Below are 14,705 nucleotides of genomic sequence, written 5' to 3' on the forward strand. Positions count from 1 at the left end.
AGGCCGCGCGGAACACTCACAGATGCCGCAGTTCCTGCTTCAGCGTCGCCACGCAGCGGCGGCTGACTTCCAGCGGTTGCTTGCCATGGCGCAATATCGCCTGCACCTGCCCACCCGTGCCACGACGCAGCTCGACCAGTTCGTGGCGCGCCACCAGGCAGTTGCGATGGATGCGGATGAAGCGGCTGGCGAACTCTTCTTCCAGCGACTTCAGCGACTCTTCGATCAGGTCTTCTCCGCGCGCGTGGTGCACCACCACGTACTTCTCTTCGGCCTGCAGGTAATGGATGTCGTCCAGCGGAATCAAGCGCAGGCTGCCGCGCAGGCGCGCGCACAGCATGCTGCGCGCCTGTTGCCCGCGGTGGTCCTGTGGCTGGCCATCGCGGCCGGCAAGGAACGTGCGCGCGCGCGCGATGGCCGCGGCCAGACGCTCGGCGCGTACCGGCTTCATCAGGTAATCAATCGCGGCCGCCTCGAACGCCGACAGCGCATGCGCATCGTAAGCGGTGCAGAACACCACCGCCGGCCGTGGCTCGAAGCTGGCCAGGTGGCGGGCGGCTTCCAGGCCATCCAGCCCGGGCATGGCGATATCCAGCAGGACCAGGTCCGGCTGCAGCTCCGCGCACGCGTGCAGGGCCTGCTCGCCGTTGCCGGCTTCGGCCACCACATCCACGCCGTCCTGCGCGGCCAACAGGCTGCGCAGGCGCTCACGCGCCAGCGGTTCGTCATCGGCGATGACTACCCTCACGATCGCTCCCTCACTGGATCGGCACTGTCACCTGGCAGGCATAGTAGCCCTCGCTCCAGCCAGCCGTCATCCGCGCGGCGCTGCCGAAGCGCCAGGCCAGCCGATGGCCGATGCTGTGCTGGGCATGGCCGGCACCGCGCGCCAGGGCCAGCCCGGGGGCCTGCGGGTCGGGCGCCGGATTGCGCACGCAGATCTGCAGTTCATTACCCTCGCGCATCAGCTGCAACTCGATGGTGCCACCCTCGGGCAGCCGCGAGATGCCATGCAGCACGGCGTTCTCCACCAGCGGCTGCAGTACCAGGCGAGGCAGGGGAAGATCCCAGGGCAGCGGTTCGTCGCGCTGCCAGCGCACCTGCAGGCGCTCGCCCAGGCGCAGTGATTCGATCGACAGGTAGCGCTCGGCCAGCTCGCATTCGTCACGCAGGGTGGAATCACCCTCGCCCGCCCCCAGCGCGGCACGGAACAGATCGGACAGGTCCAGCACCGCACGCTCGGCCACGACCGGGTCGCGATGCAGCAGGCTGGCGATCAGGTTCATGCTGTTGAACAGGAAGTGCGGGCGGATCCGCGCCTGCAGGGCATCGGCCTGTGCGCGTGCGTTGGCCTGTACCTGCGCGGCCCAGCGATCACTCACATAGAAGTAGCGCAGGGCCAAGGCAGTGATCAGCGCCGTCGTCGCCGCGCTGCCCAGCGTGAAGCGCCAGAAGCTGATGCCGCGGGCGAAGTTGTCGCCAAGCACCGCGTACAGGGCATGCACGATGCCCGCGCAGACCACCGCGATCAGCGTCGCCAGTGCGATGGCCGAGACCGCCCCCAGAACCTGTGGCAACCTCGACAACGCGTTCCGCAGCAGGCACAGGCTGGCCGTTACGGCCAGCGCCAGCCACAACGCGAAACCACTGGCCGACAGCAGTTCTCCCACGGTCCAGTGGCGGCTACCATCCGGGGCCAGGGCCAGCACCACCACCACCAGTTCGGCCAGGCCGAGCATCGCCGCCAGCCGCGGCAGGCGGCACAGTTCCGGCATCCAGGGCGGGGCGCTGGCCGGCGGCATGGGTCAGGCAGCGCCCAGGCGTTCCTGCAACCAGTCACCCAGCGCCTGGATCTCTTCGGCGCAGACCTGGTGGGCCATCGGGTAACTGTGCCATTCCACCTCCAGGCCCAGCGCCTGCAGTGCCTGCGCACTGTGTGCGGCCACCGCCTGCGGAATCACCGGATCGCTGCTGCCATGGGCCATGAACACCGGCACCTGCACGGCGCCTTCAGCGCGCTTTGCGCCGTCGGCTTCGGGCAGGTAGGTGGACAGCGCGATCAGGCCGGCCAGCGGCGCAGTGCGTGACAGCGCGGCGGTCAGGATGATCGCGCCCCCCTGCGAGAAACCGGCCAGGAAGATCTTCTCCGGCGCGATGCCACGCTCGATCTCGCGCGCGATCAGCGCATCCAGCTGCACCACCGATTCCTGCACGCCCACCATGTCGGCGCGCGATCGGAAATCCATGCCGACGATGTCGTACCAGCCGCGCATCGGCACGCCGTTGTTGATCGTGATCGGCCGTACCGGTGCATGCGGGAACACGAAGCGCAGCGCCGGCCAATGCGGACGCACCAGCTCCGGCACGATCGGCGCGAAGTCGTGGCCATCGGCACCGAGGCCGTGCAGCCAGATCACCGACCACTGCGGCGAGGCGCCGGTCTCCTGTTCCACCGTTTGCAGCATGATGCGGCTCCTTCAAGTTCGAGCCGCATTATGCCGCTGCCGCGGGACGATCAGTACAGCGGCGGTTGTTCGGCCGCTTCCCGGCGCAGCTGCGCGGCGCGTACCAGCACCGGCGGCGGGATGTTCTCCTCGGGGATATCAAGCAGGCCAAGACGGTGCAGGAAGGCGCCGGGGCCACGCGAAGACGTCAGTGCCACCACCGGTACCGCCAGCACCATGCCGATCACTACCGGCGCCATCCACGCGGCCAGCGATGGCGACACCGCCCAGGCCAGCATGCCCATGAAGGCGCCGAACACCCCCAGCCCACCGTAGCCACGGATCAGCGCCAGCCACGAAATGCCACCATCGTCACGCTGCTGCGCGTCCCACCCCGAATCGCGGCCGGACAGCACTTCGGCCACGCCGCGCGACTGCACGTACATCACCACTGGCGCCATCAGCGCGGCCAATACGGTTTCCACCAGCATCGAGACGAACGCGCGCAGGGCACCGCCACACCCGCGGCGGTCGACCGGGTCCAGCAGCATCGCCAGGTAACCCAGCACCTTGGGCAGCAGCAGCACCGCCATGGTCGCCGCGAACAGGCGCACCACCTGTTCCTCGTCCTGGGCCCGCCAGTACACGCTGGGCGACAGGTGCAGCAGCGCGTTGAAATCGATGCCTTCCTGGAACAACGGGATGGCGATGCCGATCAGCATCAGCATCGCCCACATCGGCGCGGTGAAGTAATGACCGATGCCGATCAGCATGTGCATGCGGCTGATCCAGTGCAGGCCACGGCTGCCGACCACCTTGCCGTGCTGCAGGTTGCCCTGGCACCAGCGGCGGTCGCGCACCAGCAGGTCGGTCAGGGTCGGCGGACCTTCTTCATAGCTGCCGCCCAGGTACGGCACCATGTGCGCGGCCCAGCCGCCACGACGCATCAGCGCCGCTTCGACGAAGTCATGACTGAGCACGTGGCCACCGAACGGCTTGCGCCCCGGCAGCGCCGGCAGCCCGGCCTGATCGGCGAAGGCGCGGGTGCGGATGATGGCATTGTGGCCCCAGTAATTGCTCTCGGCACCGTGCCACCAGGCCACGCCACGGGCGATCACCGGACCGTACACACGGCCGCCGAACTGCTGCATGCGCGCGAACAGGGTGCGCCCGCCGATCACCGACGGCAGGGTCTGGATCAGGCCGACGTCGGCGTTGTGCTCCATGCCCGCGACCAGGCGCACGATGCTGTCGCCGGTCATCAGGCTGTCGGCGTCGAGGATCAGCATCTGCGGGTAGGCACCGCCGAAGCGGCGGACCCAGTCGGCGATGTTGCCGGCCTTGCGCCCGCTGTTGTCGCCACGGCGGCGGTAGAACAGCCGCGCCTGGCCATCGGGCACGCGCTCGCGCAGTTCGGCGAACACCTGCTCCTCGGCCCGTGCGATGTCTTCGCGCCGGGTATCACTGAGCACGAAGAAGTCGAACCGGTCGAGCTGGCCGGTGGCGGCCACCGACTCGTAGATCGCCTGCAGGCCGGCCAGCAGCCGGCGCGGATCTTCGTTGTAGGTCGGCATCAGCAGCGCGGTGCGGCTGTGCACTGTCGGCAGTGGCTTGTCCGGGTCGATGCCGAGGCGATACCCCCGGTCGAACACGGCAGTCAGGAAGCCGGCCACGGCGCTGGCGAAAGACAGCGCGATCCAGGCGAACAGGCCGACAAACAGCACCAGCAGGCAGGCCTCGAGCACGCTGATGCCATTGGCCGACAGCACCCGCCACATCATCCGGGTAGCGATGGCGGTCATCGCCAGCGTGCCGCCGAAGATATAGAACCGGCGCAGGCCGATCAGCCGCGGCGAGGTGCGGTGGCGGCGAACCTTCAGTTGGCCTTCGCGCAGGGTCTGCTCGGGCATCTGCAACGGCGATTCGGCCGGCAGCAGCGTCCAGCCGGCATCAAGCCGGGACGTATCTGCTTCCGCATGGATGGTCTGCACCTCCATTGCCGCCTACTCCGCGCAGTCGGCACGGCCGGCCATCCCGGCCGGGCTGCATGCACCAAGGTTCCCGGCGCGCTTTCCCGGCGCCCGCACTTGTCCTGGCTGCGTCGGCGTCACGCCACGCAGTCGCTGTCTGTCACTACCGGAACCCACACGATCTCCAACGGGGCGGAATCGAAAATGCGGCTCAGTCTAGGGCGCCGGATGTAAGCCGAGTGCGAAGGTCTACGCCGGGATTTGTCCCCATTCAGCAAACAGCAGGCGAGTGCCGGGGCAGGGGAACGGATGTCACTTGGTCGCCCCAGGTACTGGATCGTAACAAACGCGAACGGTTATCATTTAATTAACCAGGCAGGTCACCGTCTTCCGCACGGCCGAGACCCACCCAGCTGCGCCGGTTCCAACCCAGCGCCCAACGACCCATGGAAGGGGGCTGCCTGCTGTCTGCGTGCGCCTGCTGCTTCCACCGGGTCCCCCTCCTCCGATGGAAGCCGTCATGTCCCTGTCGTTCCGTACCCCTTCCGCGCGCCTGCCGCGCACCCGCTTGGCCTGCGCTCTGGCCACCGCCTGCCTGCTGGCCCTGCCCGGCCTGGCCGCCGCAGAGGCCAGCGCCGATGCCTCCACCAAGGATCTGGATACCGTGGTGGTCACCGCCTCGGGCAACCAGCAATGGATCAAGGATGCACCGGCCAGCATCAGCGTGATCAGCCGCGAGGACATCGAGCGCCAGCCGGTGCACGACCTGGCCACCCTGCTCAGCCGCGTGCCGGGCGTGACCGGTGGCCTCAGCGCGGTCGGCGAGCAGTCCAAGATCAAGCTGCGTGGCATGCCGTCCAATTACACGCTGGTGCTGGTGGACGGCAAGCGCATGGGCAGCTCGGCCTCGACCAACTACCGTCCCGACCTCGGCCGCCAGGATCTGAACTGGATCTCGCCCGACCAGATCGAACGCATCGAGGTGGTGCGCGGACCAATGTCGTCGCTGTACGGCTCCGACGCCATGGGCGGCGTGATCAACATCATCACCAAGCGCATCGGTGATGACTGGAACGGCAGCGCCACCCACAGCTATACCCGCCCGGGTGATGGCAAGCGCGGTGATACCCAGCAGATCGGTGCGACGTTCTCCGGCCCGCTCGGCGACCGCTTCGGCCTGCGCATCGGTGCCAACAGCATGCGCCGCGACTCGGACCGCTCCAACGGTGGTGTCTATGGCAATGCCTACGCCGGCGAGAAGGACCGCAATGTCGACGCGCTGCTGCAGTGGAAGCTCAGCGATGCGCAGGAACTGTCGCTGGAAGCCGGCCACGGCGTGCAGCAGGCCTTCATCGACGCATCGCTGGAAAAGCAGGACGAAGGCGCCTGGGGTGCCAGCGAACTCAAGCGCAGCTCGCTGGCACTCAACCACGATGGCAAGTGGAGCTTCGGCAACTCGAAGCTCAGCGCGTACTGGACCGAGTACAAGAACGACATCGGTGCCACCGGCCGCTCCGAGGCCACCGATACCATCATCGAAGGCAGCCTGACCACGCCGTTCACCCTGGGCGTTGAACACCAGTTCGCCGTCGGTGGCCAGTGGAAGCGCCAGGAACTGACCAACACCGATACCATCGGCCGCGCGCCGATCGACTATGCCGGCAATGCCGTCAGCGGCTCCAACCTGGAAGTGGATACCTGGGCACTGTTTGTCGAGGACGAACTGAAGCTGCACCGCACGCTGGCGCTGACCCTGGGCGCACGCCTGGATCATCATGAGAAGTTCGGCAGCCACGTCAGCCCCCGCGCCTACCTGGTCTGGCACCCGGCCGAACAGTGGACGATACGTGGTGGTGTTTCCAAGGGCTTCCGCGCGCCCAGCCTGACCGAGAACTCGCCCAGCGCGGCCACCCAGTCCGGCGGCCGCGGCTGCACCTCGCTGATCCCGCTGGGCTATACCCGCGGTGGCTGCTACATGGCCGGCAACCCGGACCTGGACCCTGAAACCAGCACCAACCGAGAGATCGGCATCAGCTTCGACAATGACCTGTTCGATGCCGGCCTGACCTACTTCCATACCGACTTCAAGAACAAGATCGAGTACGCGCCCCTGGGCAAGTTCAACGGCATCTGGTGGACGCGCATGAGCAACGTGCAGCGCGCGCGTACCAGCGGCATGGAAGGCAACCTGAACTTCCGCTTCGGCGAGCAGTGGCGCTGGCGCACCTCGGCCACCTGGATGAAGGAAGCCAAGAACCTGACCACCGGCAGGAATCTGATCGATACGCCGGAGTTTTCCGGCTATTCGTCGCTGGACTGGACGCCCAATACGGTGTTTTCCAGCAGCCTGTCGGCGCAGTACACCGGCAAGCAGACCGGTACCGCCACGACCTTCCTCAAGGCCTACACCCTGTATGACCTGACCGCAGCCTGGAACGTCAACGAGGTACTGACCCTGCGCGGCGGCGTCAGCAACCTGGCCGACAAGAAGCTGTATGCGGAAGGCTCCACCGACTACTTCGTGGCCGGGCGCAGCTACTTCATGAGCATGACCGCGCGGTTCTGACCGGCGGCGCGCGCCGCGATCGCGCTGGCAGCACGCCAGCGCGATCGGCGGTGTTGCGGATTACTCGCTTTCCAGCGCGGCCGCGGCCGCGTTCTGCGTAGCGGCCGTGCGTGCACGGTCCATCGCTACCGCCAGTTGCTGGCGTGCGAGCAGTTGTTGTGCCTGCACCACTTCAGGTGTCGGCAGGAGCACCGGTCCCGGTGCGTTTTCCGGTATAGCAGGTGTGGTCATGCAACCTCCATGGACATCCCGCCGCCGCCCGGGTTCAGCTGGGGCGGCAGCGGAACTGCGCACCCTATCCTAAAAACAAGGCGGATGGGTGACGGTGCGGCGCCCCGCCGCAGGCCTGCACATGCCGGGCGCGTCACATTTTTGACGGTTGAGGGTAGTTTCCTGAACCGTCGGCCTCGTATCATGTAACCGTTTTCCTACAAGGACGTAATCGTCAATGAACGCCGTCGACCTCTCCCGCTTCAGCCCGAAGTGGCAGTTCCGCTTCAATTTCTTCCAGCAGCACGGCGCTCCGAAGGAGCCGCGCTTCAAGGAAGCCTGGAAGGCGCTGTCCTTCGGCGACCGCCTCAAGATCAACATCAACTTCTTCGCCTTCTTCTTCGGCTTCATCTACCTGTTCATTCTGGGCATGTGGCGCAAGGCGCTGGTGGTGATCGGCATCGGCCTCGTGCTGGGCATCGTGTCCCTGTTCCTGCCGGACATCATCGCGCGCCCGCTGTTCATCGCCATGAACTTCCTGGTTGCCGCCAGCACCAACTACAGCTACTACCTGGAGCAGGTGAAGGGCAAAGCCAGCTGGAATCCCTTCGAAGGCATGTTCTGACGCGATGCTGCCGCCGCACTCCGGCTTGGCATAGCATCAAGCAGAAATGAAGACGCCCGGCCTTGGCCGGGCGTCTTCATGTGCGCGCAACAGGATCAGGCCGCGCGGCGGACCGTAGCCACCGGCTCGGCCTGCAGGCGGAAGCGCGAGACCGCCACCGCCAGCTGCTCGGCCTGTTCTTCCATCGCACGCGCGGCGGCACTGGCCTCTTCCACCAGTGCGGCGTTCTGCTGGGTGGTCTCGTCCATCTGCACCACGGTCTGGTTGACCTGCTCGATGCCCGCCGACTGCTCGCGCGAGGCTGCCGAGATCTCGGCCATGATCTCGTTCACTCGGCCGACCTGGCCGACGATTTCCTGCATGGTGCGGCCCGCGCCGTGCACCAGCTGTGCACCGGCGCCGACCTGCGCCACCGAAGCGTCGATCAGCTCCTTGATCTCCTTGGCCGCACCTGCCGAGCGCTGGGCCAGCGCGCGCACTTCGCTGGCGACCACGGCGAATCCGCGGCCCTGTTCGCCGGCACGCGCCGCTTCCACCGCCGCGTTCAATGCCAGGATGTTGGTCTGGAACGCGATGCCATCGATCACCGAAATGATCTCGGCAATGCGCTGCGAGGAGGCCTCGATCTGTTCCATGGTCTGCACTACCTGGCTGACCACCTGCCCGCCTTCGCTGGCCACGCCCGCTGCGGAGCCGGCCAGGGTGTTGGCCTGCAGCGCGTGGTCGGCATTCTGGCGCACCGTGGAGGTCAGCTCTTCCATCGAGGCCGCGGTCTCTTCCAGGTTCGCCGCCTGCTGCTCGGTGCGGCGCGACAGGTCACTGTTGCCGGCGGCAATCTCACCCGCCGCCAGGCGGATGCTGGCCGCCGACTGCTGGATCTGGCCAACGATCTGGGTCAGCTGCTGCACGGTGCTGTTGGCATCGTCGCGCATCACCGCGAACACGCCGTGGAAGTCGCCCTGCATGCGCGCGCTGAGGTCGCCTGCGGCAATCGCGCGCAGCAGCGTCGACAGCTCGGCCAGGTTGTGGTCGCTCACCTGCATCATGGTGTTGAGGGTTTCCACCATGCGGCGGAAGTCGTGGTCGAAGCGCAGCGTGTCGCCGCGCACCGCGAAATCACCGGCTGCTGCGGCAGCGGCCAGCTGCTGGATCTGATCGTTGATCGCCGCCAGGTTGCTCTTGGTGGTGGCCATTGCAGCGGTGAACACCGCCTTCTCGCCCGGCAGCGCTTCCATGTCCACGCTCAGGTCACCCACCGCATAGCGCTGCATCACGTCGACCAGGCGCTGGGTGACGGCGTTGCTGGAGGCCACCAGCTGGTTGCTGTCAGCCACCATCCGGCCGTACTCACCCGGGAACGCCGAGGCGTCCATGCGGTAGCTGATTTCACCGGCGTCATGGCGACGCGCCATTTCCGCCTGCGCCGCCATCACCGACTGCAGCTGCCCCCGCATGCCCTGCATCGCGTCCAGCAGGCGGCCCACTTCGTCGTTGCTGCGTGCCGGCAGGGTGCTGTCCAGCTTGCCCGCGGCGACGTCGCCGGCCACGCGCACGGCTTCGGCCAGTGGGCGGATCGCCAACCGGCGCAGCAGCACATAGACACCGGCACTCAGCGTCAGCGCGGCCACCACGCCAACCAGCAGGGTCAGCCACAGCAGCTGGCGCGCCTCGGCCACGATCACCGCGTGCGGCATCACCACACCCAGTGCAAAGCGCTGCGGCGCATCGCCCACACGAAGCGGCACGTATACGCGCACGTTGCCGGCGGCATCCGGAGTGAAGGCTTCGAACCGGCGGTCGGCGGCGATGTCTGCCAGCATGCTGCGGGTCAATGCGTCGCCACGTGGCTTGCCGATTTCGGCGGCATTGGCCGAGGCCAGCACTACGCCATTCGGCGAGAGCAGTTCGACGCGCCCGGCGCCCATCGGCTTCAGCGTGGCCAGGTGCTTCTGCAGCGCCGCCAGCGAGAAGTCCACAGTGAATACACCGAGGAACCGGCCGTTTTCGATGATCGGCGTGCTCAGCGTGCTCATCAGCACCTGCTGGCCACCGATGTCGTAGGCATAGGGCTCGCTTACCTTCGCCAGCTTGTCGCGGCTGGGCACCATGTACCAGTCACCGGAGCCACTGGCCGTCTCGGTGTAGTCGGTCATCGTCGACTGCTGCGGCTTGCCATCGTGCCAGGCCCAGTAGCTCATGTAACGACCGGTGGCATCGTGCGCTTCAGTGTTGACGTACTCGGCATCCTTGCCATCGAAGGCGTCGGCCTCCCACATGGTGCTCTTGCCCAGCCACTCGGGGTGGGTGCGCAGCTGCTCGCCCAGCACGGCAGCCAGGCTGGCACGGTCCGGAACATCGCCGCGCGCGCGCTGGGCGAGCACGGCCTCGACCATGGCGTCGTTGCTGGCAAAGGCGGTGCCCAGATCGGCCGCGACCTGGCGGGCTTCGGCGGTGGCTTCGCTGGCCATGGTCTGGCGCGAGGCGTCGATCAGGCTGGCGCTGGCCTGGCGGTAGATCAGGAACGCAGTCAGGCCGAAGCACAGCAGCGCGATCGCAGCGGTGCCCAGCATCAGCTTGTGGGCGATGCTGCCCGGGCGGCGGGCAGCGGCGGAACGGGGAGAAGGCATGGAAGGATCCGCAAGGCAGTTCAGGACGACCGGCACCGCGAGGGCACCGCGCAGGTGCGCGATCCGTCGCGCAGGCCACCGGCCGCCGGGACACGCCCGGCGCTGGAAGCGCACCGGGTTAGCGGCCGCCTGCGAACGAGGTTGAGGCGGTCCATCTGCACATTCCTGAACCTGCTCAGGGTCGGGTCAGGAACCCGCCCCGCTGCCGCCCTACTCGGCCACGCGGTCCTTGATCCATTCCGCCCGCGGCAGCACCTCGATACTGCCAACCGCGTACTGCTGCAGCACGTCGTCCGGGCCGAAGCGCGGCTGCCAGCCCAATGTGCTGCGCACCAGTGCACTGTCGTAGACGCGGTCAATGCTCAGCGGCAGCGGCCAGCCACGGCGCTCGAACTCGGCCAGCAACTGCGGGGCGCGGCGGGCCAGCACCCTGCGCGGCTGGGTCGCCAGTTCCAGGCAATCCTCACGCAGGAACGGCGTCGGTGCGCAGGCAATGTAGCGTGCGAAGGCAGCGCCCTCATCGTGCAGCAGCGCGGCATGTGCGCTGGCCACGTCGCGCGCGTCGATGCCGCGGTGCAGGCGGAACATCGCCATCCGCTCCGGTGGCTCGGGGAAACAGCGGGCCATGCGCAGCACGCGCACGCTGAAGCCCGGCGCCGCAGCGGCTTCAGCCAACGCCTCGGCCTGCAGCTTGCTGCGATGGTAGATGGTGCGTGGCAGCGGCTCGGTATCTTCATCGATCCAGCGGCAACCGCCCGCCACCACCGCATGGCCATACAGCGCCGTGGTGCTGGTCAGCACGAAGCGGCGTGCACCGGCCTCGCGGGCAGCCTGCAACAGGTGTGCGGTCGCCTCCACATTGATCTGCTGGAATACCGCATCCGGCACCAGGCCGACATGGGGTGCATGCAGGGCGGCGGTATGGATCACCGCATCGACGCCCTGCACTGCCCGCATCACGGCCTGATGATCGGTGACATCGGCAATGATGCGGGTGGTGGCGAATGGGCTGCGATCCAGCCCCACCACTTCGTGGGCCGCCGCCAGCGCGCCGAAGATCGCACGCCCGATCCGCCCGGAACTGCCGGTCAACAGAATCTTCATTGAGTCCATTCACTCGAAGCGCCCGGGAACTACCGGGATGCATCGATTCTAGGCACGCTGCATGTCGTCTGCGATAGGGCGCGGTTGCAATTGTGCGTTCATTCTGGCGATGCCGATCGGGCGAGCAGCTGGCGGGCGACGAACAGCGGATCGTCACCGCCTGCTGCGTCAGGCGTGACGCCGGTGCGTTCCCAGTTGGTTCCGGTACGGAGGTTGATCGGCTGCCGGTCGGGAATGCTGATCTGATAGCCATCCGGCAGCAGCACAGGATCATCGAACATATGTGCCGCACCGCCACTTCGACTACCAACGACACGTGCCCGCCCCTGCGCCTGCAGCGAGTACGCGACGAATTCGGCAGCCGACCCGGTGCGGCGGTCGATCAGCACCACCAGCGGCTTCAGGTACACCCCCAGGCTCGCCGGTGGCAACGGTACCGGACTGCGCTGGCCACGGCGTTGCAGTGACTGCACCTGGGTGATCTCCGCCGCCAGCAGGGTCCGCACCAGCAGGTCCGCACTGCCGTCATCGCCACCACCGTTCTGGCGCAGGTCCAGCACCAGGCCGTCGGTGTCGGCCAGCAGGGTGAAGGCAGCAGCCAGCTTCGGCTGGGCCAGATCGAGCGGATAGAAGGTGCTCAGGCGCAGGTAACCGATGTTGCCTTCCAGCACCCGCACCTCGCGCACGCCCGCACCATTGCTGCGCGCATCCGCGCGCCAGGCCATCAGCCAGTCGTCCTGGCCGGCGCGGGCATCCACCCGCTCGACATGGAAGTGGCCATCGAACACGTCCAGATCCTGGCTCAAGCGTGCGCTGAACGCCTTAGGGTCCGCGCAGCTGTCCACATAGCGCTGCTGGGTGGACCAGCCGCGCACGGCCTCGGCAATGCGCGCGCCTTCGGCCACGTCCAGGTACTGCGCCTGTATCGCCGTGGCCGCCGCCTGCAGCACCGCGTCCTGGGCCGGGCAGGACGCCGCCAGCAGCGCGCCCAGCATCCACGAAACCGCCATGACCGCACCCCATGTTGATGATATGTAAGTGCTTATATATCATCGCCACCATGGATCTCCAACATGCCACCCTGGGAACACTGCTGCGGGCCCTGCTCGACCAGCTCGACCCGGCGGTCGAGCAGGCCTACCGCGACCTGAAACTGGACTACCGGCCGCGCTACACCCCGGTGCTGCGCACGCTGATGGCGCAGGGACCCTGCCGCATCAAGGATCTCGCACTGGCCTGCGGGCTCAGCCATTCGGCGCTCAGCCAGACGGTTTCAGCAATGGTGCGCGACGGCTGGCTGCACGCTGCGGTCGGTGAAGACAGCCGCGAGCGCATCCTGCAGTTGAGCCCGCGCGCGCTGCAGGCGTTGCCGGCGCTGCAGGCGCAGTGGCAGGCCACGGCACGCGCGGCGCGCAGCCTCGATGCCGATCTTGGACAGTCATTGGAGCAGGTGCTGCGCGACGCACTGCAGGCGCTTGAACAGCGGCCGTTCGCGCAGCGACTGCGTGGCACGCCCCAACGCTGAGGCGCTTACTGCTCGGCCGCCATCTCGATTTCACTGAGGAACGTCCAGCTGCCATTGGCCAACCGCAGCTCCAGCGTGCGGCACTGCGCGGCCAGCGGCGCGGCGTTGCCCAGCACGTATTCCTCTTCGGTCGAATCGCTCAGTCCGGCCTGGGTGAATGGCGCCGACAGCACACCGATCTTCACCGCAGCGGCGCCCGGCTCGGCACACATCACCTCCACAGCTGTCGGCGTGACGATGCCCCACGCCGGGCGGGTCATCGTATGCAGGCCGATCCAGTCCACCCTCCGGCGCTGGCCCAGGTCGATGGTGATGCTGGCGTTGCCATGCACGCCTACCCAGCCTGCATCCATCGGGTTGCGCGGATCCCCCACCCGACGATCGAACAGCTCGTGGCCACTGCTGTCCGGATAGTTTGCATCCGGCGCCACGCTGTAGCTGTAGGTGGTCTGCACCGGATCGACACTGTAGGACGCACCGAGCCCATACAGCCCGCGATAGGTGTTCATCAACCGCGGAGATTCGGCATAGCCCTGGCCGGGGCCGACCACCTCGGACATGTGGTACTGGTTGAGCCAGGCAACGCGCTTGCCGGCCGAACGCGCGCTCCACAACTGCTGGTTGATGCGCTGCACCGACGCGGAGCGATAGGCACCGGACAATCCGTTGCCGGTTTCCAGGAACAAGGGACTGCCATGGTTGAACAGTTCGATGTCGGCCCACAGGCCGCTGGCCCCCAGCGCCGCCGACAGCGCCTCGTAATACGCCTCGGTGGAATGACCTGGGCGATCCCACTGGAACAGGCGTGCATGCGAGGCGGCGCCGAGGCCGTCCTGCCAGATCTGCACATCCACGCCGGTGGCCGTACGGAACTGTGCAGCAGCCCGGCCCACGCTGGCCGGATCCACGCTGGATGACGCCAGGTAGGGGGCCACCATCACCGGCCGCGAGGGTGTACTGCCTTTGAGCGCCGTCACGATCGCACGGTAGAACGGCGCGCGATCAGCCGGCACCTGTGCTGGCTCGTCGGTGATGTACCAGCCAGCGAACGCCGGATGCGATCCGTACTGTTGGCCCAGCTGGGCCAGCGACTGCGCCGCATCCTGTGCCACGGCCGTTGCGTTCTGCCCCTGCCAGAAGGTGGCGCACTGCCCCGAGCTGTAGGTGGTGCCGACCACGACCTTCATGCCGCGCGCGGCCGCCGCATCGAGCACGGTGCCGAGCTTGCCGGGAAAGCCGGCAATCCATTCGAAATCCTGCACGCCGCTGGCGCAGCCGACGCCGGCACGGGTGGCACGCACCTGACCGAGGATGATCGTGTCGTTGCCCAGGTCCTGCAGTTCATCCAGGAACAGCGGCAACTGCGCGGCCGGCAGTTGTTCGTCGCTGCCCGAGTAGCCAACGTGGACGAAGCTGCCGGACAACAGGGGGCTGGCTGCATGGACCGGAGCGGTACAGGCCAGCACTGCGATCAATCCAATCCTGTTCATGTTCTACGTCCCTGTCGTGGCCAGGCGAGTGGCGTTGTTGCGCATCCTATCAACAGCAACGGTGGCCCCATCATGATCACCGACAACGCTGCGCAATCGCCGACTTCAGCTGCCCCCGCAGCAGCGCACGTGCAATGCCGATTC

Annotated in this window: 12 protein-coding genes; 3 read left to right on the forward strand and 9 right to left on the reverse strand. The window is 67.2% G+C overall.

Annotation, left to right across the window (positions count from 1 at the left end):
- Positions 1–16 precede the first annotated feature (16 nt).
- From ACZK3W_RS19340 to mdoH, 4 genes are read right to left on the reverse strand one after another with little or no spacing between them, the layout of a single operon-like run.
- Entirely contained in the window at positions 17–748 is a 732-nt protein-coding gene (locus tag ACZK3W_RS19340) for a LytR/AlgR family response regulator transcription factor (protein WP_125892358.1), read from the reverse strand.
- 10 nt (positions 749–758) lie between these two features.
- The gene (locus ACZK3W_RS19345) at positions 759–1,802 is read right to left on the reverse strand and encodes a sensor histidine kinase (RefSeq protein ID WP_185749935.1); all 1,044 of its coding nucleotides are present in this window, start codon (positions 1,800–1,802) and stop codon (positions 759–761) included.
- A gap of 3 nt (positions 1,803–1,805) precedes the next feature.
- The gene (locus ACZK3W_RS19350; protein ID WP_080291776.1) at positions 1,806–2,465 is read right to left on the reverse strand and encodes an alpha/beta hydrolase; all 660 of its coding nucleotides are present in this window, start codon (positions 2,463–2,465) and stop codon (positions 1,806–1,808) included.
- 50 nt (positions 2,466–2,515) lie between these two features.
- Complete coding sequence (mdoH, locus tag ACZK3W_RS19355; RefSeq protein ID WP_032128590.1) at positions 2,516–4,441, reverse strand: glucans biosynthesis glucosyltransferase MdoH; 1,926 nt, start codon at positions 4,439–4,441, stop codon at positions 2,516–2,518.
- A 493-nt stretch (positions 4,442–4,934) separates the two neighbouring features.
- On the opposite strand from mdoH, the gene ACZK3W_RS19360 reads away from it, so the two are divergent.
- Positions 4,935–6,980, forward strand: a complete 2,046-nt coding sequence (locus ACZK3W_RS19360) for a TonB-dependent receptor domain-containing protein (protein ID WP_478450198.1) — start codon at positions 4,935–4,937, stop codon at positions 6,978–6,980.
- 60 nt (positions 6,981–7,040) lie between these two features.
- Here ACZK3W_RS19360 and ACZK3W_RS19365 read toward each other — a convergent pair whose 3' ends face one another.
- Entirely contained in the window at positions 7,041–7,211 is a 171-nt protein-coding gene (locus tag ACZK3W_RS19365) for a hypothetical protein (protein WP_165929944.1), read from the reverse strand.
- 217 nt (positions 7,212–7,428) lie between these two features.
- Between ACZK3W_RS19365 and ACZK3W_RS19370 the strand changes: the two genes are divergently transcribed.
- A complete protein-coding gene (locus ACZK3W_RS19370) occupies positions 7,429–7,815 on the forward strand; it encodes a DUF2628 domain-containing protein (RefSeq protein ID WP_071227807.1) in 387 nt (128 codons plus the stop codon).
- Positions 7,816–7,910: 95 nt separating this feature from the next.
- On the opposite strand, the gene ACZK3W_RS19375 is transcribed toward ACZK3W_RS19370, so the two are convergent.
- The 3 genes from ACZK3W_RS19375 to ACZK3W_RS19385 form a co-directional block, all read right to left on the reverse strand.
- Entirely contained in the window at positions 7,911–10,442 is a 2,532-nt protein-coding gene (locus ACZK3W_RS19375) for a methyl-accepting chemotaxis protein (RefSeq protein WP_125892354.1), read from the reverse strand.
- 210 nt (positions 10,443–10,652) lie between these two features.
- Positions 10,653–11,546 carry an NAD-dependent epimerase/dehydratase family protein gene (locus ACZK3W_RS19380; RefSeq protein WP_478450199.1) on the reverse strand — a complete coding sequence of 298 codons (894 nt, stop codon included), beginning with the start codon at positions 11,544–11,546 and terminating at the stop codon, positions 10,653–10,655.
- Positions 11,547–11,644: 98 nt separating this feature from the next.
- Positions 11,645–12,556 carry a S41 family peptidase gene (locus ACZK3W_RS19385; RefSeq protein WP_346485198.1) on the reverse strand — a complete coding sequence of 304 codons (912 nt, stop codon included), beginning with the start codon at positions 12,554–12,556 and terminating at the stop codon, positions 11,645–11,647.
- A 50-nt stretch (positions 12,557–12,606) separates the two neighbouring features.
- On the opposite strand from ACZK3W_RS19385, the gene ACZK3W_RS19390 reads away from it, so the two are divergent.
- Positions 12,607–13,071: a MarR family winged helix-turn-helix transcriptional regulator gene (locus ACZK3W_RS19390; protein WP_032128584.1), complete on the forward strand. Its 465-nt coding sequence runs from the start codon at positions 12,607–12,609 to the stop codon at positions 13,069–13,071.
- A 5-nt stretch (positions 13,072–13,076) separates the two neighbouring features.
- Here ACZK3W_RS19390 and ACZK3W_RS19395 read toward each other — a convergent pair whose 3' ends face one another.
- Positions 13,077–14,561 (reverse strand): DUF4434 domain-containing protein, encoded by a 1,485-nt coding sequence (locus tag ACZK3W_RS19395; RefSeq protein ID WP_478450200.1) that lies wholly within the window; start codon positions 14,559–14,561, stop codon positions 13,077–13,079.
- Between the last annotated feature and the right edge of the window lie 144 nt (positions 14,562–14,705).

The sequence above is a fragment of the Stenotrophomonas sp. 80084_Sma genome (assembly GCF_056481995.1).

Bases quoted from the DNA above. Each gene is read 5' to 3' on its own strand.
- ACZK3W_RS19360 (WP_478450198.1), top strand. From the start codon at position 4,935: ATGTCCCTGTCGTTCCGTACCCCTTCCGCGCGCCTGCCGCGCACCCGC.
- mdoH (WP_032128590.1), bottom strand. From the start codon at position 4,441: ATGGAGGTGCAGACCATCCATGCGGAAGCAGATACGTCCCGGCTTGAT.
- ACZK3W_RS19385 (WP_346485198.1), bottom strand. From the start codon at position 12,556: ATGGCGGTTTCGTGGATGCTGGGCGCGCTGCTGGCGGCGTCCTGCCCG.
- ACZK3W_RS19380 (WP_478450199.1), bottom strand. From the start codon at position 11,546: ATGAAGATTCTGTTGACCGGCAGTTCCGGGCGGATCGGGCGTGCGATC.
- ACZK3W_RS19365 (WP_165929944.1), bottom strand. From the start codon at position 7,211: ATGACCACACCTGCTATACCGGAAAACGCACCGGGACCGGTGCTCCTG.
- ACZK3W_RS19370 (WP_071227807.1), top strand. From the start codon at position 7,429: ATGAACGCCGTCGACCTCTCCCGCTTCAGCCCGAAGTGGCAGTTCCGC.
- ACZK3W_RS19395 (WP_478450200.1), bottom strand. From the start codon at position 14,561: ATGAACAGGATTGGATTGATCGCAGTGCTGGCCTGTACCGCTCCGGTC.
- ACZK3W_RS19345 (WP_185749935.1), bottom strand. From the start codon at position 1,802: ATGCCGCCGGCCAGCGCCCCGCCCTGGATGCCGGAACTGTGCCGCCTG.
- ACZK3W_RS19375 (WP_125892354.1), bottom strand. From the start codon at position 10,442: ATGCCTTCTCCCCGTTCCGCCGCTGCCCGCCGCCCGGGCAGCATCGCC.
- ACZK3W_RS19350 (WP_080291776.1), bottom strand. From the start codon at position 2,465: ATGCTGCAAACGGTGGAACAGGAGACCGGCGCCTCGCCGCAGTGGTCG.
- ACZK3W_RS19390 (WP_032128584.1), top strand. From the start codon at position 12,607: ATGGATCTCCAACATGCCACCCTGGGAACACTGCTGCGGGCCCTGCTC.